General features: G+C 70.8%; 16 protein-coding genes. 7 read left to right on the top strand and 9 right to left on the bottom strand.

From position 1 onward, the window contains the following. Positions 1 to 124: 124 nt before the first annotated feature. From ACIQFZ_RS19610 to ACIQFZ_RS19630, 5 genes are all read right to left on the bottom strand, one after another. Entirely contained in the window at positions 125 to 595 is a 471-nt protein-coding gene (locus ACIQFZ_RS19610) for a GNAT family N-acetyltransferase (protein WP_376651415.1), read from the bottom strand. Positions 596 to 770: 175 nt separating this feature from the next. Continuing rightward, complete coding sequence (locus tag ACIQFZ_RS19615; RefSeq protein ID WP_402691778.1) at positions 771 to 3,533, bottom strand: alkaline phosphatase family protein; 2,763 nt, start codon at positions 3,531 to 3,533, stop codon at positions 771 to 773. Positions 3,534 to 3,538: 5 nt separating this feature from the next. Next, positions 3,539 to 4,897 (bottom strand): ABC transporter permease, encoded by a 1,359-nt coding sequence (locus ACIQFZ_RS19620; protein WP_402691779.1) that lies wholly within the window; start codon positions 4,895 to 4,897, stop codon positions 3,539 to 3,541. Then, the gene (locus ACIQFZ_RS19625) at positions 4,894 to 5,835 is read right to left on the bottom strand and encodes an ABC transporter ATP-binding protein (protein ID WP_383055972.1); all 942 of its coding nucleotides are present in this window, start codon (positions 5,833 to 5,835) and stop codon (positions 4,894 to 4,896) included. The genes ACIQFZ_RS19620 and ACIQFZ_RS19625 overlap by 4 nt, the downstream gene beginning before the upstream one ends. A gap of 164 nt (positions 5,836 to 5,999) precedes the next feature. Then, positions 6,000 to 6,452 carry an ATP-binding protein gene (locus ACIQFZ_RS19630; RefSeq protein ID WP_402691780.1) on the bottom strand — a complete coding sequence of 151 codons (453 nt, stop codon included), beginning with the start codon at positions 6,450 to 6,452 and terminating at the stop codon, positions 6,000 to 6,002. A gap of 194 nt (positions 6,453 to 6,646) precedes the next feature. On the opposite strand from ACIQFZ_RS19630, the gene ACIQFZ_RS19635 reads away from it, so the two are divergent. The 3 genes from ACIQFZ_RS19635 (at position 6,647) to ACIQFZ_RS19645 (ending at position 8,111) form a co-directional block, all read left to right on the top strand. Beyond that, on the top strand, positions 6,647 to 7,489 hold the full coding sequence (locus tag ACIQFZ_RS19635) for a helix-turn-helix domain-containing protein (protein WP_402691781.1): 843 nt from the start codon (positions 6,647 to 6,649) through the stop codon (positions 7,487 to 7,489). Further along, the gene (locus ACIQFZ_RS19640; protein ID WP_383055966.1) at positions 7,486 to 7,674 is read left to right on the top strand and encodes a DUF397 domain-containing protein; all 189 of its coding nucleotides are present in this window, start codon (positions 7,486 to 7,488) and stop codon (positions 7,672 to 7,674) included. The genes ACIQFZ_RS19635 and ACIQFZ_RS19640 overlap by 4 nt, the downstream gene beginning before the upstream one ends. 251 nt (positions 7,675 to 7,925) lie before the next feature. Then, positions 7,926 to 8,111, top strand: a complete 186-nt coding sequence (locus ACIQFZ_RS19645) for a hypothetical protein (RefSeq protein ID WP_365421327.1) — start codon at positions 7,926 to 7,928, stop codon at positions 8,109 to 8,111. A gap of 30 nt (positions 8,112 to 8,141) precedes the next feature. Here ACIQFZ_RS19645 and ACIQFZ_RS19650 read toward each other — a convergent pair whose 3' ends face one another. After that, positions 8,142 to 8,594: a hypothetical protein gene (locus tag ACIQFZ_RS19650; RefSeq protein WP_365421324.1), complete on the bottom strand. Its 453-nt coding sequence runs from the start codon at positions 8,592 to 8,594 to the stop codon at positions 8,142 to 8,144. Beyond that, complete coding sequence (locus ACIQFZ_RS19655) at positions 8,585 to 9,223, bottom strand: ATP-binding protein (RefSeq protein WP_365421321.1); 639 nt, start codon at positions 9,221 to 9,223, stop codon at positions 8,585 to 8,587. Before ACIQFZ_RS19655 ends, ACIQFZ_RS19650 begins: the two co-directional genes overlap by 10 nt. A gap of 249 nt (positions 9,224 to 9,472) precedes the next feature. Between ACIQFZ_RS19655 and ACIQFZ_RS19660 the strand changes: the two genes are divergently transcribed. The 3 genes from ACIQFZ_RS19660 to ACIQFZ_RS19670 all read left to right on the top strand — a co-directional run bounded on the left by ACIQFZ_RS19660 (position 9,473) and on the right by ACIQFZ_RS19670 (position 11,486). Further along, positions 9,473 to 10,333 (top strand): helix-turn-helix transcriptional regulator, encoded by an 861-nt coding sequence (locus tag ACIQFZ_RS19660; protein ID WP_361411466.1) that lies wholly within the window; start codon positions 9,473 to 9,475, stop codon positions 10,331 to 10,333. After that, positions 10,334 to 10,606, top strand: a complete 273-nt coding sequence (locus ACIQFZ_RS19665) for a DUF397 domain-containing protein (protein ID WP_376651410.1) — start codon at positions 10,334 to 10,336, stop codon at positions 10,604 to 10,606. It abuts the gene before it with no gap. Positions 10,607 to 10,697: 91 nt separating this feature from the next. Continuing rightward, positions 10,698 to 11,486, top strand: coding sequence for an SAM-dependent methyltransferase (locus tag ACIQFZ_RS19670; RefSeq protein ID WP_402691782.1), 789 nt, complete (start codon positions 10,698 to 10,700; stop codon positions 11,484 to 11,486). 69 nt (positions 11,487 to 11,555) lie between these two features. Here ACIQFZ_RS19670 and ACIQFZ_RS19675 read toward each other — a convergent pair whose 3' ends face one another. Together ACIQFZ_RS19675 and ACIQFZ_RS19680 are read right to left on the bottom strand one after the other, a co-directional pair. Continuing rightward, positions 11,556 to 13,043, bottom strand: coding sequence for a glutamate synthase subunit beta (locus ACIQFZ_RS19675; RefSeq protein ID WP_365421314.1), 1,488 nt, complete (start codon positions 13,041 to 13,043; stop codon positions 11,556 to 11,558). Between the two features lie 472 nt (positions 13,044 to 13,515). Continuing rightward, positions 13,516 to 14,208, bottom strand: a complete 693-nt coding sequence (locus ACIQFZ_RS19680) for a DUF2293 domain-containing protein (protein WP_365421311.1) — start codon at positions 14,206 to 14,208, stop codon at positions 13,516 to 13,518. 81 nt (positions 14,209 to 14,289) lie between these two features. On the opposite strand from ACIQFZ_RS19680, the gene ACIQFZ_RS19685 reads away from it, so the two are divergent. Further along, the gene (locus ACIQFZ_RS19685) at positions 14,290 to 14,931 is read left to right on the top strand and encodes a uridine kinase (protein WP_383055959.1); all 642 of its coding nucleotides are present in this window, start codon (positions 14,290 to 14,292) and stop codon (positions 14,929 to 14,931) included. Positions 14,932 to 14,937: the final 6 nt, after the last annotated feature.

The following is a 14,937-nucleotide window of genomic DNA, read 5'->3' on the forward strand; positions in this document are numbered from 1 at the left end:
TTGCGATGCTCCCCCACAGCCTGAACGGCGTGGGAGGTACCCCCAGCACCGGACGCCGCGAGCTTTCCGGCAAACCTTTCCGGTCACAGCACTAGGCGGCGCGGCTGGGCCGCGCGGCCCGGACTCACGGCTGCCACACGTACCGCACGTCCGGCTCCCGCTCCTCGTTCCCGCTGCCGTCGGTGTACTCGGCGGCCTCGAAGCCGTGGCGCTCGTAGAAGCGGTGGGCGGGACGGTTGACCTGGAAGGTCCACAGGGAAAGGCCCCGCGGCCTGCGCTCCTTGGCGAGGGTGACGAAGCGGTCGCCGAGGCCGCGCCCGCGCCAGTCCGGGGCGAGGTACAACTGCTCCAGCATGTCGTCGTCGAGCACCATGACCCCCACGACGCCGCTGCCATCGCCGGCCTCGGCGACCCAGGTCTCCCGGTGCGGCACCACCACCTCCCGGAACCAGGCGCGCACCGCGTCGTCGGAGTGCGGCCTCACGACGCCCGGCAGCGCGGCGGCGAAGGACCGCAGCCACACGTCGGCGGCATCCCGCGCATCCGCCGCACCGGCCCGCCGCAGCACGACACCACTCACCACACTCACGCTCACGCCCCGTCCCCTTCTTCCGCCTCCGGCACGACCGCCGACTTCCCGATCATGCGCGCCCGCCCTCGATGGCGCAGCCGAATTATCTGCGGGACCTGGACGTGGTTCACCGGAGCCGCGAAGGCCCCTGACCGGCATCACCGCCGGTCAGGGGCCCCTTCACGCGATCAAGCAGCCGTCAGCCGTCCGACTCCGGCGACGGGATGTACGCGCCCGGCACGTCCTCCGGCGTGAAGATCTTCTTCTCGCCGGGGTACGGCTTGCTCCACCCGTGCGTCTCGTACCACGTGAAGTGGTTCATCTGAGCGGGGTTCGCGAAGTCGGGCTTGGCGTTGGGACCGGTCAGCCGCTGCTTCGACTTCCAGTTGTCCCACTTCGCCGCGACCACCTGCTGGTCCGCCGGCACCGTCGCGGGCGCCACGGCCGCCGCCTTGGGGTTCTGCGGCGCCGGGGTGTCCAGGCCGCAGGAGGGTGCGGTCTTCACACCATCGGTCAGCGGGGTCCGGTTGGGCAGAGCGGTGAACGGCGTGAAGTCCGGCTGCTCGGTGAACGCCCCACGCATCGGGCTGGCCGCGCTGTCCTTCTGGTTCATCGGGTGGATCCCGAGGATCTGCTCGATGGTGCGGATCATCGTGATCTGCGAGTAGTAGCGGCTGTCGACGGCGCCGCGCTGGGCCCAGGGGCTGATGATCTGGATCGGGGCACGGTGGCCGTCGACGTGGTCGAGGCCGGCCTGGGAGTCGTCCTCGACAACGAAGATCGCCGAGTCCTTCCAGTACTTGCTGTGCGAGATCGTGTCGACGATCTTGCCGACCGCGAGGTCGTTGTCCGCGACCTGGGCGGACGCGCTCGCCGGACCGCCGGTGTGGTCGCTGGAGAGCCAGAACATGTTCAGGTTCGCCGGCCCGTTCTTCTCGAAGTCACGCTTCCAGATCTGGGCACGGTAGACGTCCGGGACGCTGAGGTCGTACTTCGGGAAGCCGGGCACCGACACGTCGTTGAGCGACGGGATCGGCGAGGACGACTTCAGGGTGTAGGCGGTGTCCTGACCGTTCGCCTCCATGTTCTTGCTGTCGCAGTACAGGTTCTGCCAGGTCGCGTCCGCCGGCTTGGTCAGGAACTGGTGGAACTCGCCGAAGTTTCGCACGGTCTTGCCCGCCGCCTGCGCACCGCTCCAGATGAAGCCGGTCCGCTGGTGGCCGAGCGCGTCGTCCTCGGTGTCGTAGCTGCGCACGTACTCACCGGCCGAGGACTCGGTGTACTCCGGGTTGTCGGCCTGCATCAGCCAGTTGTGACCCTCGGCGGAGTTGGTGCCGATGTCGTACGTGTTGTCGTACAGCCCGAACTGCTTGGCCAGCGCGTGCTGGTTCGGCGTCACGTTCTCGCCGAACTGCGTCAGCGACGGGTCGCCGTTGCCCTGCGGGATGTCGCCGAAGACCTGGTCGTAGGTCCGGTTCTCCTTGACGATCATGAAGACGTGCTTGATCGTCGAGGGGTCGCCGAGCTTCGTCGGGACCGGCACCGGGGTCCGGCCCAGGCCCTTGCCCTCGGCCAGCTTGACCGAGCCGTTGGTCCAGCCGTTCCGCTTGAAGATCTTGGCCGTCTCGGACTTGATGACGTGGTCGTCCGGCAGCGTGAACCGCTGCACGCTCGACGTCGTGTCGTGGGTGCCGTGCCCGGCGCTGTTGGTGGGGCGGCGGGCGTCGATACCACGGGTGTTGGAGACCACTACCTCGTTGCCGACGGTGGCGATCTCCGCGGGGACGTAGTCCGTCGGGAGCAGTCCGACATAGCTGACCGGCTCCTGCGGGGACGTGTACCGGTAGACGGCGACCGCGTTGGCGCCGCCGAGCGTCACCAGCAGATGACCGTCGTCGGTGAGCGTCACCGCGTTGGGGTGGTAGCCCACCGACGCCTCCGGCCACGGCTGGGTGGCAATGGTCTGCACGACCTCGTTGAGGTGCGTGTCGATGACCGACACGTCGTTGGTGGCGGTGTTGGTGACGAACACCGCCCCCTTCTTGGCGTACATGGCGGTCGGGTGCAGACCGACGTCGATGCTCCCGACGGCGGCGGTCGGGTCTGCCAGGTCGATGACGCTGACCGTGCCCGTGGTGGTGGCACCGGTCTTCGGGTCGGCCGGCACCTGGGTGCCGTACGAGTTGATCGTGGTGTCGCCGGACTTCGCCGGACGCCCGCCCTCGTTGCTGACGTAGAGCTTGGTGCCGACCTGGACCATGCCACGCGGGGCGTTGCCCACGGTCCAGCTCTGCTCGATGGCCCCGGTCGCCGCGTTGATGGCGACCACGCGGTTCTGGCCGTTGACCGCGGAGTACACGGTCTTGCCGTCGGCCGAGAACACCGCAGCACTCACGAGCGCGCGCTTGGACCCGTCCTTCGGGATCGGGATGAACGTCGGGTTGGCGACGGTGCCGTCCGGGTTCACGGTGAACTTGCGGTAGCCGTCAGCCTGGCCCAGCCACAGCTGCGAACCGTCGGGCGAGTACGTGGGGCCTTCCTGGCCCACGTCGTTGCCGCTGATGCGCAGGTCCGCGGCCGCGTTGTTGCCGACGAGCTGCTGCACCTTCCAGTTCTTCAGGTCCACGATGGCGAGTGCCATTCCACCGTCGGTGACCGAGGCCGCGACGTGGGTGCCGTCCGGGCTGACCGAGGACGACATGATCTTGCCGTTGTTGATGACGAGGCGCTCGCCGATCGGGTCGATGTACTGGTCGCTGGAGACGAGCTGGCCCAAGGCGGTCGTCTGGCCGACCTGGTCGGTGCCGAAGTGGTTTGTCGCGGCGAAACCGATGCCGGTGCTGACGGCGAGGACGACCGCGGTGGCGGCTGCCGTCATGACGGTTCTCCGGCTGCCGGTCTGTCGACCGAGAAGGCCTGAAGCGTTCTTCCCGACATGCACGCGGCGGCGTGTGACCTGCATTTGAGTTATCCCTTCGGGGTGGTGGAAAGAAGTTCGACGTTGCCGTCGAACTGCCAGAGCGGGTTCGGTGTGTCCCCGGTAGGGGTCCGCACCAGGAAGTAGCCGTTCACTTCCTTCGGTCCGTCGCCGTCAGCCACGAACCGGCCGTCCGCGGTGACGTCGAGCTGGTAGATGGCCGTCCCCGGGGCGTCGACGCCGGGGAGATGCCAGGTGACGACGCAGCGCCAGTCGTTGCCCGGCCCCTGTGCGGTGGTCTGGCCGCCGCCCTTGTCGCACGCCGCCGTGACCCGCAGCTGCGTCTCGGTGACCTCCGGGCGGTTGAGCTGCTCGGTCTGCATGCGGTAGAGGTGCGCGAACGCCGTGGCGACCGACCGCTGCACCTTGTCCTGCTCGATTCCGGAGCCCGTCGACGGCGTCGCCACGGCGACGACCGCGACCGTGAGGGCGGTCAGCCCGGCCAGCGGCAGGAGTCCGGTGGTGATCGCGCGGCGCCCGGAGCCGTCGTAGGCCGGGTTGGTGAAGTCGCGCCGCAGGAAGAGCAGATACGCCAGGGCCGTGGCGGCCACCGTCCATACCAGGGCGACCACGATGCCGATCAGGAGCGGGCCGAGCTGCGCCGGGCTGGTGAACAGGCCGTTCCAGGAGATGAAGGCGTAGCCGGGCAGGGCGAGGCGCACGGCGACGGGTAGTGGCAGCATCTGGGCGAGCTGCATCGCGAGCGCGGCGAGCGCGGGCAGCAGCAGCCCCATCGGGGACCGGCCCAGCGCGACGGACCCGAGCAGTCCGATCGCGGCGAGGGCCAGGGTGGGGGCGAGGACGCAGAGCCAGGCGAGGAGGACCTTGCCGGCGGCGTCCGCCGGAGTCAGCAGGTGGCCGTCGAGGCCGACCAACGGCTGGTTGCCGACCGCGAGGACGCCGCCGACGGTGCTGGAACAGGCCAGTCCGGCCACGAGCAGCAGGATGACGGTGAGGCCGGCCAGCGCCTTCGCCGCGAAGATCCGCCGGGGCGAACGGACCGCCACGAGCAGGTGGCGCCAGGTGCCGAGCCGGTCCTCGGCGGCGAACACGTCGCCGGCGACCACCGAGGTCAGCATCGGGAGCGCCCAGGTGCCCGCGAAACCGAGCATCACCAGCGGTCCGGCCCACCCGGTGGCGTGCATCCAGCGGCCGAAGAGGGTGTCGGAGGGGAGCGTGCTCTGCAGGCTCACCGCGGCGACGAAGAGCGCGGGCACGATCCAGCAGGCGAGGACCAGCAGGCGGATCCGCCATTGCGAGACCAGCTTGACCAGTTCGAAACGGTAGGCGCGGGTCACCGGGACGCGGCGGGCGCCGGTGGCGCGCTCGTGTGTGGCGGTCGCGGTCATCGGCCGGCCTCCTGCTGCTCGGTCAGGGCGAGGAACGCGGCCTCCAACGGCGACACCACGGGGGCGAGTTCGCGCAACGCGATACCCGCGCCCACGAGCCGCGCCACCAGTTCGTCGAGAGCGGGCACCGGCGCGCGTACGACGAGCGTCTCGGCGCCGTACCGTGCCCCGGCGCCGTCGACGACGCGGATCCCGGCCGTGTCGGCGGCCAGTTGGCGGGCGGCCTGCGGATCGGAGGTGAGCAGCCGGTAGTCGAGTTCGCGGTTCTCGGCGGCCAGCTTGCTCAGCGGGCCGGAGAAGACGACCCGGCCGGTGGCGAGGATGGTGACCTCGGAGCACAGCGCCTCCAGGTCCTCCATGCGGTGGCTCGACAGCACGACGCAGGTGCCGTCCGCCGCGAGCCGGCTGAGGACTCCGTGCACGTGGTTCTTGCCGGCCGGGTCGAGGCCGTTGGCGGGTTCGTCGAGGACGAGCAGCCGCGGCTTGGTGAGCAGGGCCGCGGCGAGTCCCAGCCGCTGACGCATCCCGAGGGAGAAGCCCCGGGTCGCGTCGTCGGCGACATCGGTGAGCCCGACCTGGTCGAGCACGTCGTCGATCCCCGCCGTCCGCGCGTCGAGGCCGCGCAGAGCGGCCAGCGCGGCGAGGTTCTGCCGTGCGGTGAGCGAGGGGTAGAGACCGGGCCCGTCCACGAACCCGGCGACACCGTCGGGAGCGGCGAGCGCCCGCCCGACCGGCGTGCCCAGGATCTCGAGGGACCCGCTGTCGGCGACGGCCAGGCCCAGCAGCAGGCCGAGCAGTGTCGTCTTGCCGGCGCCGTTCGGTCCGACCAAGCCGTGGATCTTGCCGCGCTCCACGGTCAGATCGACGCCGTCGAGTGCGACGACATCGCCGAAACACTTGGTCGTCCCGCGCGCCCGGATCGCGAGGAGTGTGTCCATGAGTCCCTTCCTTCGCAGACCTCAAGGACCGTAGGGACGGCACACGACCCGGGCGGGGACGGTGAGTTGAACGCTCATGGAACGGAATGCAGCGATCGCGTCCACGACAACTCCCGTCAAGTTGACACGTATGCTGCCCACTTGGGGCTCGCACGGCATGCCGGTCATACGGGGCAGGCGCACTCCGCCCATACGGTCTTGCCGGGACCGGCAGGCCGGGGAACCACACCCCAGTCGTCCGCCAGGGTCTCGATCAGGAGCAGACCGCGCCCCGACTCCCCGTCAGGACACGGCTCCCCGCGTGCGGGCAGCCGCTCGGTACGGGTGTCCGTGACTTCGACGCTCAGGATGCCCCGGCTCTCCGCGAGCCGGAGATGGAAGTCCCGCCTGGGGACATGACCGTGCCGGACGGCGTTCGCGGTCAGTTCCGCCGTGACCAGGGTGACGGTCTCGTTCACGGACGAGGCGTACGGGTGTCCCCAGTCGTTCAGCCGGTGCGCCACCAGCCGGCGGGCCAACCGCGCCCCTCTCGGTGTCGACGTGAACCGCATCGCGAACTCGCGCACCGCCGCCGGGTCCCGCGGCGTACGCCCTTGTGGGGATGTTGCTGATCTCATGGGGTAAACGTTCGCTGCCTGTGCGTAACGTCGACCAGGTATGACGCTGCCACCGGCACCGGCTGTACGCCGCCGGTACGCGGCTGTACGCGCGTGAGGCGTGACCGGCCCTCCGCGCGGCGCGTTGGTCCCGCGAGCGGTCGTGGCGCGGGTTCGGTGTTCGGCGGGAGCGGTACGAACGGGAGGTGCCGGGCGTGGAGGAAGCGCAGGCGGAGGACGAGCGGGAGCGCGAGTGCGAGCCCGGTTCGGGGATCCTGCACATCTTCGGACGGCAGTTGAAGCTGTGCCGTGAACGGGCGGGGCTCGACCGGGCGGAGTTCGGTGGCCGGGTCGGATACTCGGCCTCGACGATCGCCTCCTTCGAGCAGGGGAGGCGGATCCCGCCGCCCAAGTTCATCGACCAGGCCGACGACCTGCTGAACGCCGGTGGGGTGTTGAAGGCGGGGAAGGAAGGGGTGGCTCGGGCGCAGTATCCGGCGTTCTTCCGGGATGCGGCCAGGTTGGAGGCCAAGGCGGCGGCTCTCCACGTGTATGCGACGAAGGCGGTACCCGGGCTGTTGCAGAGCGACGAGTACGCGCGGGCGGTATTCACCATGTGGCGGCCGCTGCTGGACGAGGAGACCATCAACGAGCGGGTCGTCGCCCGCCTGGCACGGCAGGAGATCTTCTCCCGCACGCCCATGCCCACCATCAGCTTTGTCATCGAGGAGTACGTGCTGCGTCGCCCGCTGGGCGGATGGGGCGTCATGCGAGGCCAACTGGAGCAGATCCTGCTGTGCGGTCAGCGTCGCAACGTCGAAATCCAGGTGATGCCGATCGAGCGGGAAGAGCATGCTGCATTGGAAGGCCCGTTCACCTTGATCGACACGTTGGAAGGGCAGAGGATCGCGTACGTGGAGGCGTACAAGGACAGTCGTCTCTACACAGAGCGGAGCTTGGTGAGGGAGATCGAGGATCAGTACGGCATCCTGCGGGCGCAGGCCCTCACTCCGCGCGAGTCGCTGGCCCTCGTCGAGAAGTTGCTGGGAGAGAAATGAACGCTGTACCCGAGTCGGCTTGGTTCAAGAGCAGCTACAGCACAGGTTCGGGCGGCGAGTGCGTCGAGGTCGCCTCCTGGTCGGGCGCCACGCACGTGCGCGACTCGAAGGACAAGGCCGGTCCTGCGGTGATCGTCGCGCCGGAGGCCTGGGCCGAATTCGTCGGGTTCGCCGCTCGGCACTGAACGTGGCGGTGCCCCGTGACCCTCAACCTCGGGTCACGGGGCACTGGCGTGCCTACGGCGGCGCTCGCGTGAACACGGGGTGTACGCGGATCGGTGCGGATGGTGCTCGTACCGCCCGGAAATGTGAAGTGGGACGCACCCTTGGTGGTGAACTGGTGTCACGTACGTCTCAGTAGGGTCACCAGGAGAGGCGTTCGCCCCCTGCATGGCGTTTAAATCTGCAAGTACAGCATTGAACGTGGAGGTGCAGGGTGAACGGGCGAACGGTGCTCGAGCGCTTTCCCGCCGGCGGTCCGCGCGGGTCGTGGCCGGCGGAGGAGTTCGCGCATGCGCGGCGTCTGGAAGGCCTGCCCGCCGAGGTTGTCATGGACCTCGCGACAGACACGTTCCTGGTGATCGTCCGGGGCGGAGAGTCCGGCGGTGGCGCCACGGTGTGACCCGTCGGCTTACCGGCCCCTCCGGTTTCCTTACGCGCTGACGGTGCGGGACCAGGCCGGCGTCGTCCCGGTGATCCGGCACAGGGCCAGATAAAGGGGGATCGGCGGGGTGTAGGGGATCGTGCCCGCCGGGCGGTGCACGAGCGTGGGCGCCGTCGGTGAGGCGGGGAGCGTCGCGCCCGGGGAGTAGTGGGCCGGGGCGGGCCAGCGCAGGGCGTAGTCGGAGTCGGCGGGGACGATCCACCACCAGTGCGCGCGGTCGGCGTAGACGCAGCCGACGCGGGGCAGCCGGGGCATCAGCTGAGGCCCGAGGTGGGCGGGTATGGCGACCGCGTCGCAGCCCAGGGGGACGGTCATGCCCTCGGGCACGGAAAGCCGCCGGGGTGCGCCGTGGGTTCGCAGACTGCGCCCCAGGCGTACGAGCGTGTCCAGGTTGAGCGACTGGCCGGAGCCGCCCAGGGCACCGGAGCCGGTCACAGCCATGCGGCCCCCGTTCCGTGATGTGCCTGCCGATGCGTCTGCCGGTGCGCCTGGCTGTGAGCCTGCGCTTCGTTCTTGTCGCCCGTGTCGCGGGCGGGGGCCGGCTTGGGGCGGGCGCCCCAGCCCAGGTCGCTCCGGGCGGGCGCGGTGCGGCGCGGCAGCTCCGCCCACACCACCAGGCCGGTGCCCTGCTCATGGGCTCCCCAGGCCAGGCACATGGCGTCGACGAGGAGCAGTCCCCTTCCGTGCTCCTCCTCGGGCTGCCGCGGCGACGGCTGCGGCTCACCCGGCGCGCACCCCTCGTCGCGCACGGCTATGCGCACCAGCTCGTCCTCGTCCTGCAGCTCGCACACGATCTGCCTGCTGGCGGTGTGCACGATGGCGTTGGTAACCAGCTCGGAGACGACCAGGGCCGCCGCGTCGCAGGTGTCCTCGCACACGGACCAGCCGGTCAGCCGAGTCCGGGTCAGGCGCCTGGCCCGCGCGGGGGAACCGGGGTGCGCGGCCAGCTCGAAACGGAACCGACGCTCGGCGACGGCCCCGCCGGGGCCCGCTCCCGTACTCGCGCCGCGGCTCAACTGGCTCGCGGCGGCGTCTGTTCCTAAGGGCGGAGACGGAATCACGCTTGCCACTATCTCCCCGCCGTGAACACTTGGCAAGTGGCACTCTGAAAAATGCAGAGTGTTGCTGACGCGCTCAGGGGCCATGGCACACTGCTCGCAACAGCACGTCGAGCGGCGCCAGTTGAGACCGCCGGCTCCGCCGGATTTTCGAACGGGTCTTCGAACGGCTGCCGAGGGCAGTGCGGGATTCATGACGGGAACCTCCTGAATCCTCACGTCCGTCCGTACAGTTCGCTCTTGGGTCAGTGGAGGTGGAGTGTGAGCGAGCCGCGGTCCGCGCCGACCGTCGGGCAGGTCGTGCTCGGCCGGCGCCTGTTGGACCTGCGGGAGAGCGCGGGGCTCAAGCGTGAGGAGGCCGCCCGCATCCTGCACGTGGCCCCCGCCACCGTGCGCCGGATGGAGATGGCCGAGGTCGCCCTCAAAATCCCGTACCTCCAACTGCTGCTGAAGGCATACGGCGTCTCCGACGAGGAGGCCGAGGCCTTCATGCGGCTGGCCGAGGACGCCAACCAGCCGGGCTGGTGGCAGCGGTTCCACGACATCCTGCCGGGCTGGTTCTCGATGTACGTCAGCCTGGAGGGTGCCGCCGCCCTCATCCGGTCCTACGAGCCGCACTTCGTCCCCGGACTGCTCCAGACCGAGGACTACGCGCGCGGAGTGCTCAAGTCCGGCGCCGTCGGCCAGACCAGCCCCGAGGACATAGAGCGCCATGTCGCGCTGCGCATGCAACGCCAGGATCTGCTCACCCGTCCGGACGCCCCCAGGTTCTGGGTGGTGATGGACGAGACCGCACTGCGCCGGCAGGTGGGCGACCCCGAGGTGATGCGTGCTCAGATCGACAGGCTGCTGGAAGCCGCGAAGCTGCCCAACGTGACGTTGCAGGTCGCCCCGTTCTCCGCGGGGCCGCACGCCGGCACGTACGGGCCCGTCGTGCTGTTCCGATTCGCCATGCCCGAACTGCCGGACATGGTCTACAGCGAGTACCTGACCGGCGCGGTCTACCTGGACGCGCGTCAGGAGGTGGCGAGCCATCTCGAGGTCATGGACCGCATGGCGGCGCAGGCCGCTACTGCACATCGCACGAAGGAGATCCTCCGGGATTTCCGCAAGGAGCTGTGAATGGAACGCATCACGTCCCAGCCCAAGCCGCGGCTGCGCCGCGGGATCTACAACGGCATGCCCGCCGGTGAACTCGGCAGCGAGGGCTGGCACAAGCCGTGGAGCGGGGGCAATGGAGGCAACTGCCTGGAGGCCATGAAGCTGGACGACGGCCGGATCGCGGTCCGTCAGTCCACCGACCCGGACGGACCGGCCCTCATCTACACGACCGACGAGATGACGGCGTTCATCATGGGCGCGAAGGCGGGAGAGGCGGACTTCCTGCTGACCTGAATGCCCCTGTCTGTTGGCTATCTCAACTCCCTAATCTTGGTACCGACTTGATCATGACCACTGCTCATTCCAGACGCTTACGAGGTGCCGTATGACCGAGATCGACACCAGCAAGCCGCACCCCGCGCGGATGTACGACTGGTATCTCGGCGGCAAGGACAACTACCCGGTCGACGAGGAGCTCGGCCGGCAGATGCTGGCACTCGACCCGCGGGTGCCGGTGATGGCCAAGGTCAACCGCGCGTTCATGCACCGGGCGACGCGGTGGCTGGCCGGCCAGGGCATACGGCAGTTCCTGGACATCGGCACGGGCATACCGACCGAGCCGAACCTGCACCAGGTCGCCCAGTCGGTCGCGCCCGACGCCCGTGTCGTCTACTGCGACAACGATCCGATCGTGCTGGCTCACGCGGCGGCCCTGCTGCGCAGCGCGCCGGGGGGCATCACCGAGTACGTGCAGGCCGACGTCCGCGACCCGGCCACGATCCTGGAGGGTGCGGGGAAGGTCCTGGACTTCGGCCAACCTGTGGCCCTGTCCCTGGTGGCGCTGCTCCACTTCATCACCGACGAGGACGGCGCCCACGACCTGGTCGCGCGTCTCCTCGCCGAACTGCCCTCCGGCAGCTACCTGATGATGACCCACGCCACCTCGGACTTCACCCCGGAGGAGTCGGCGGCGGCCACGGCCAGGTTGAAAGCGGGAGGTGTCACCCTCGCCCTCCGCACCCGCGAGGAGTTCACCCGCTTCTTCGACGGCCTGGAACTCGTCGACCCCGGCGTGGAGGTCGTCCACAAGTGGCACCCGGAACTGGGCGAACCGGTCCCGGGCCAGGACGACGGAGTCATCCCGGGCTACGGGGCGGTGGCTCGGAAGCCGTGACGGAGTGATGTCCGCGGCGCCCCGCCTGCCAGGTGGGGCGCCGTCGGCCAGGGTGGGGCGCCGTCGGCATCACACCCGCATCGGACGGTCGTACGGGCCGATCGGGGACGGGAGGCTCCAGGCACCCGTCAGGTGGTGGTCCACGGCCGCCGCGACCGCGCGGCCCTCGGCGATGGCCCAGACGATCAGCGACTGACCGCGGGCGGCGTCCCCGGCGGCGAACACGCCCGGGACGTTGGTCGCGAAGGCGGGGTCGCGGGCGATCGTGCCACGCGGGGTGAGCCGCAGACCCAACTGGTCGATGAGGCCGTCCTCCTGGGACGGGCCGGAGAAACCCAGCGCCAGCAGCACCAGATCGGCCGTGAGCGTGCGCTCGGTGCCCGGCAGCGGGCGCCGCGCCGCGTCCACCTCGGTCAGGTGCAGCTCGCGGACATGCCCGCCGGCGTCACCGGCGAAGCGGAGCGTCGACGCGGCGAACAGCCGCGCGTCGGCGTCCGCGACCGGTGCCGTGCCCAGGTCGCCCGCCTCCTGGTGCGCGGGCGACAGCCGGTAGATCTTCGGGTAGGTCGGCCACGGCTCGAGGTCCTCGTCGCGCTCCGCGCCCGGCTGGGCGTAGATGTCCAGCTGGGTCACGGACGCGGCGCCCTGCCGCACCGCCGTGCCCAGGCAGTCGGCTCCCGTGTCCCCGCCGCCGACGATCACGACGTGCCGGCCGGCCGCGGACACCGGGGAGGTCTCCATGTCGCCCTCACACACCCGGTTGGCCAGCGGCAGGTACTCCATCGCCTGGTGGATTCCGATCAACTCCCGCCCTGGTACCGGTAGTTCACGCCAGGCCGTGGCGCCCGTGGCGATCACCACGGCGTCGTAGCGCGCCCGCAGCTCCCCGGCCCCGACGTCCCGCCCGACCTCCGTCGACGTACGGAACTTCGTCCCCTCGGCCAGCATCTGCTCCAACCGCCGCTCCAGATGGTGCTTCTCCATCTTGAACGCGGGGATGCCGTACCGCATCAGCCCGCCGAGCCGGTCGTCCCGCTCGTACAGGGCGACCGTGTGTCCCGCGCGGGTCAGCTGCTGGGCCGCGGCGAGCCCGGTCGGCCCCGACCCGACCACCGCGACGGTCCGCCCGGACAGCCGGTCCGGCGGGCGCGGCGGGGTGAACCCCTCCTCCCAGGCCCGGTCGGCGATCGCGCACTCGACGTTCTTGATGGTGACCGCGGGCTGGTTGATCGCCAGCACGCACCCCGCCTCGCACGGCGCCGGACACAACCGCCCCGTGAACTCGGGGAAGTTGTTCGTCGCGTGCAACCGGTCGGCGGCCGCCCGCCAGTCCTCCCGGGACACCAGGTCGTTCCATTCGGGGATCAGATTGCCCAGCGGACAGGCCTCGTGGCAGAACGGCACCCCGCAGTCCATGCACCGGTCGGCCTGCTTGCTGATGATCGGAAGCAGCCCGCCCGGCACGTACACCTCGTGCCAGTCCCGCACCCGCTCCTCGACCGGCCTGCGGGGCCACTCCTGGCGGGGTGTGGTCATGAAACCCTTGGGATCGGCCATGGCCGTCCCCCTTGCCTCGGGCACCACCTCTTTCCGGCCACGATACGACCGCCACGCCCCAGGTGCAGGGCCCGGAATGCCCGTGGTACGGGGCGCGTGGAGCCGGACGTGTCCGTGGTGCGGGGGCGTGGTGCGGGGGGCGTGGTGCGGGGGGCGTGGTGCGGGGCGTGCGGAGTCGGGTCTGTCCGTGGTGCGGGGGCGTGGTGCGGGGCGTGCGGAGTCGGGTCTGTCCGTGGTGCGGGGGCGTGGTGCGGGGCGTGCGGAGTCGGGTCTGTCCGTGGAGCGGGGGCGCGGAGTCGGGTCTGTCCGTGGAGCGGGGGCGCGGAGTCGGGTTTGTGCGTGGTGTGGGGCGCGTGGCTGGGTGTGTCCGTGGAGCGGTACGCGTGGAGCCGGGTGTGTCCGTGGAGCGGTACGAGCGGAGCCGGGTGTGTCTGTGGTGCGGGGCGCGCGGAGCCGTCGGCTCGGGTGGGTGCTACGCGTGCGGGTTCTGCTCCCGCCAGGCCCGCAGCACCGAGTCCACGGCGGCCCTGATCCGCTGCCGGGCCTCGGGCCGTGCCACCCCGCTCATCAGCAGCCGGTCGTACGGCGTGTCCAGGTGGCGTACGGAGGCCGCCACCGCCGAGATGAGCGCGGTCTCGGACAGCGCGCGCCCCGACGCGCTGCGGCCGACCCGTCCGCTGCCGCGCAGGGAGGCGTGCCCGGCGATGGCCCGCGCGCGGTCCGGCGGGCAGGCGGGAAAGAGCCGCAGGATCTCCGCCGCGAACGCGTCCGCGAACCGTATGTCCTCGGCCGCCCGCCGCCGTGCGTCGCGCGCGCGGCGACGGCGCCGCGCCTCGGCGTCCGCCAGGCACCGCAGCTCCGCGCGGGTGAGCGCCGCCTCCTCGACGAGGATGCCCTGCCGCTCGTACCGGCTTCTGCGCCGGTTGAACCGCACCACCACCGCCGACAGCGCGCTCTCCTCCCGCGACCGGCGCGTCAGCGCGGTGTCGCCGCGCGGCAGGAAGACCAGGTGCCCGAGGTCGGCGCAGTCCAGGCACCGCGGCATCCCTTCCTCCAGCACGAGCAGCGGCAGCGGGCCACGCCGGCACGCGGCGCAGTGCTTGCGCCGCAGCGGCTGGAGGACGAGGAGGCCGTCGGACGGCCGGGGGACCGGGAGCGGGGCCATACGCGAGGCCATACGACGTACATTCCCGGGTGCGTACCCGGACGCTCCTCCCGCCGCACCCCGCTTCCAACCTGACGCATCATGGGCCGTGTGCGTCTTCAAGCGATCACCTGGGAACGGCTCGGCGACCTCCTCGCCGAGCGCCTGCTCGACCTGAAGCCCGCCGATGGCAGCCCCTGGCCGCGCATCGCCTTCGACGGTGCCCCTGCCGCCCTCCCGGGCGACCTGGCCCACCGCGTCGCCGAGGCGTTGCGGCCCCTCGGCCGCCCCGCGTTGGTCGTGGGCACCGAAGGCTTCCTGCGTCCGGCTTCCCTACGGCTGGAACACGGCCACCGGGACGAGGAGTCCTACTACAACGGCTGGCTCGACACCGGCGCCCTGTGGCGCGAGGTCTTCGGCCCGCTCGAACCCGGTGGAGACGGACGCGTCCTGCCCGACCTGTGGGACCCGGTCACCGACCGCGCCACCCGCAGCGCCTACGTCCAGCTCCCGCCCGGCGCCCCGTTGTTGCTGCACGGCCCCCTCCTGCTGCGTCACTGGTTCCCCTTCGACCTGACCGTCCACGTCCTCCTCTCCCCGGGTGCCCTGCGCCGCCGCACCCCGGAGGCCGAGCACTGGACGCTGCCCGCCTTCGAGCGCTACGACGCCGAGACCGACCCCGCCCGCACCGCCGACGTCCTGGTACGCGCCGACGACCCCCGGCACCCGGCCTGGAACGGCTGAGCCCGG

The sequence above is a fragment of the Streptomyces sp. NPDC093064 genome (genome assembly GCF_044754605.1).
In the GTDB taxonomy this organism is placed as follows: domain Bacteria; phylum Actinomycetota; class Actinomycetes; order Streptomycetales; family Streptomycetaceae; genus Streptomyces.

What these genes read in the sequence shown, in the direction of transcription:
- ACIQFZ_RS19670 (WP_402691782.1), top strand. Translation starts at nt 10,698, where the DNA reads ATGACCGAGATCGACACCAGCAAGCCGCACCCCGCGCGGATGTACGAC.
- ACIQFZ_RS19665 (WP_376651410.1), top strand. Translation starts at nt 10,334, where the DNA reads ATGGAACGCATCACGTCCCAGCCCAAGCCGCGGCTGCGCCGCGGGATC.
- ACIQFZ_RS19625 (WP_383055972.1), bottom strand. Translation starts at nt 5,835, where the DNA reads ATGGACACACTCCTCGCGATCCGGGCGCGCGGGACGACCAAGTGTTTC.
- ACIQFZ_RS19640 (WP_383055966.1), top strand. Translation starts at nt 7,486, where the DNA reads ATGAACGCTGTACCCGAGTCGGCTTGGTTCAAGAGCAGCTACAGCACA.
- ACIQFZ_RS19675 (WP_365421314.1), bottom strand. Translation starts at nt 13,043, where the DNA reads ATGGCCGATCCCAAGGGTTTCATGACCACACCCCGCCAGGAGTGGCCC.
- ACIQFZ_RS19650 (WP_365421324.1), bottom strand. Translation starts at nt 8,594, where the DNA reads ATGGCTGTGACCGGCTCCGGTGCCCTGGGCGGCTCCGGCCAGTCGCTC.
- ACIQFZ_RS19630 (WP_402691780.1), bottom strand. Translation starts at nt 6,452, where the DNA reads ATGAGATCAGCAACATCCCCACAAGGGCGTACGCCGCGGGACCCGGCG.
- ACIQFZ_RS19680 (WP_365421311.1), bottom strand. Translation starts at nt 14,208, where the DNA reads ATGGCCCCGCTCCCGGTCCCCCGGCCGTCCGACGGCCTCCTCGTCCTC.
- ACIQFZ_RS19615 (WP_402691778.1), bottom strand. Translation starts at nt 3,533, where the DNA reads ATGCAGGTCACACGCCGCCGCGTGCATGTCGGGAAGAACGCTTCAGGC.
- ACIQFZ_RS19620 (WP_402691779.1), bottom strand. Translation starts at nt 4,897, where the DNA reads ATGACCGCGACCGCCACACACGAGCGCGCCACCGGCGCCCGCCGCGTC.
- ACIQFZ_RS19685 (WP_383055959.1), top strand. Translation starts at nt 14,290, where the DNA reads ATGGGCCGTGTGCGTCTTCAAGCGATCACCTGGGAACGGCTCGGCGAC.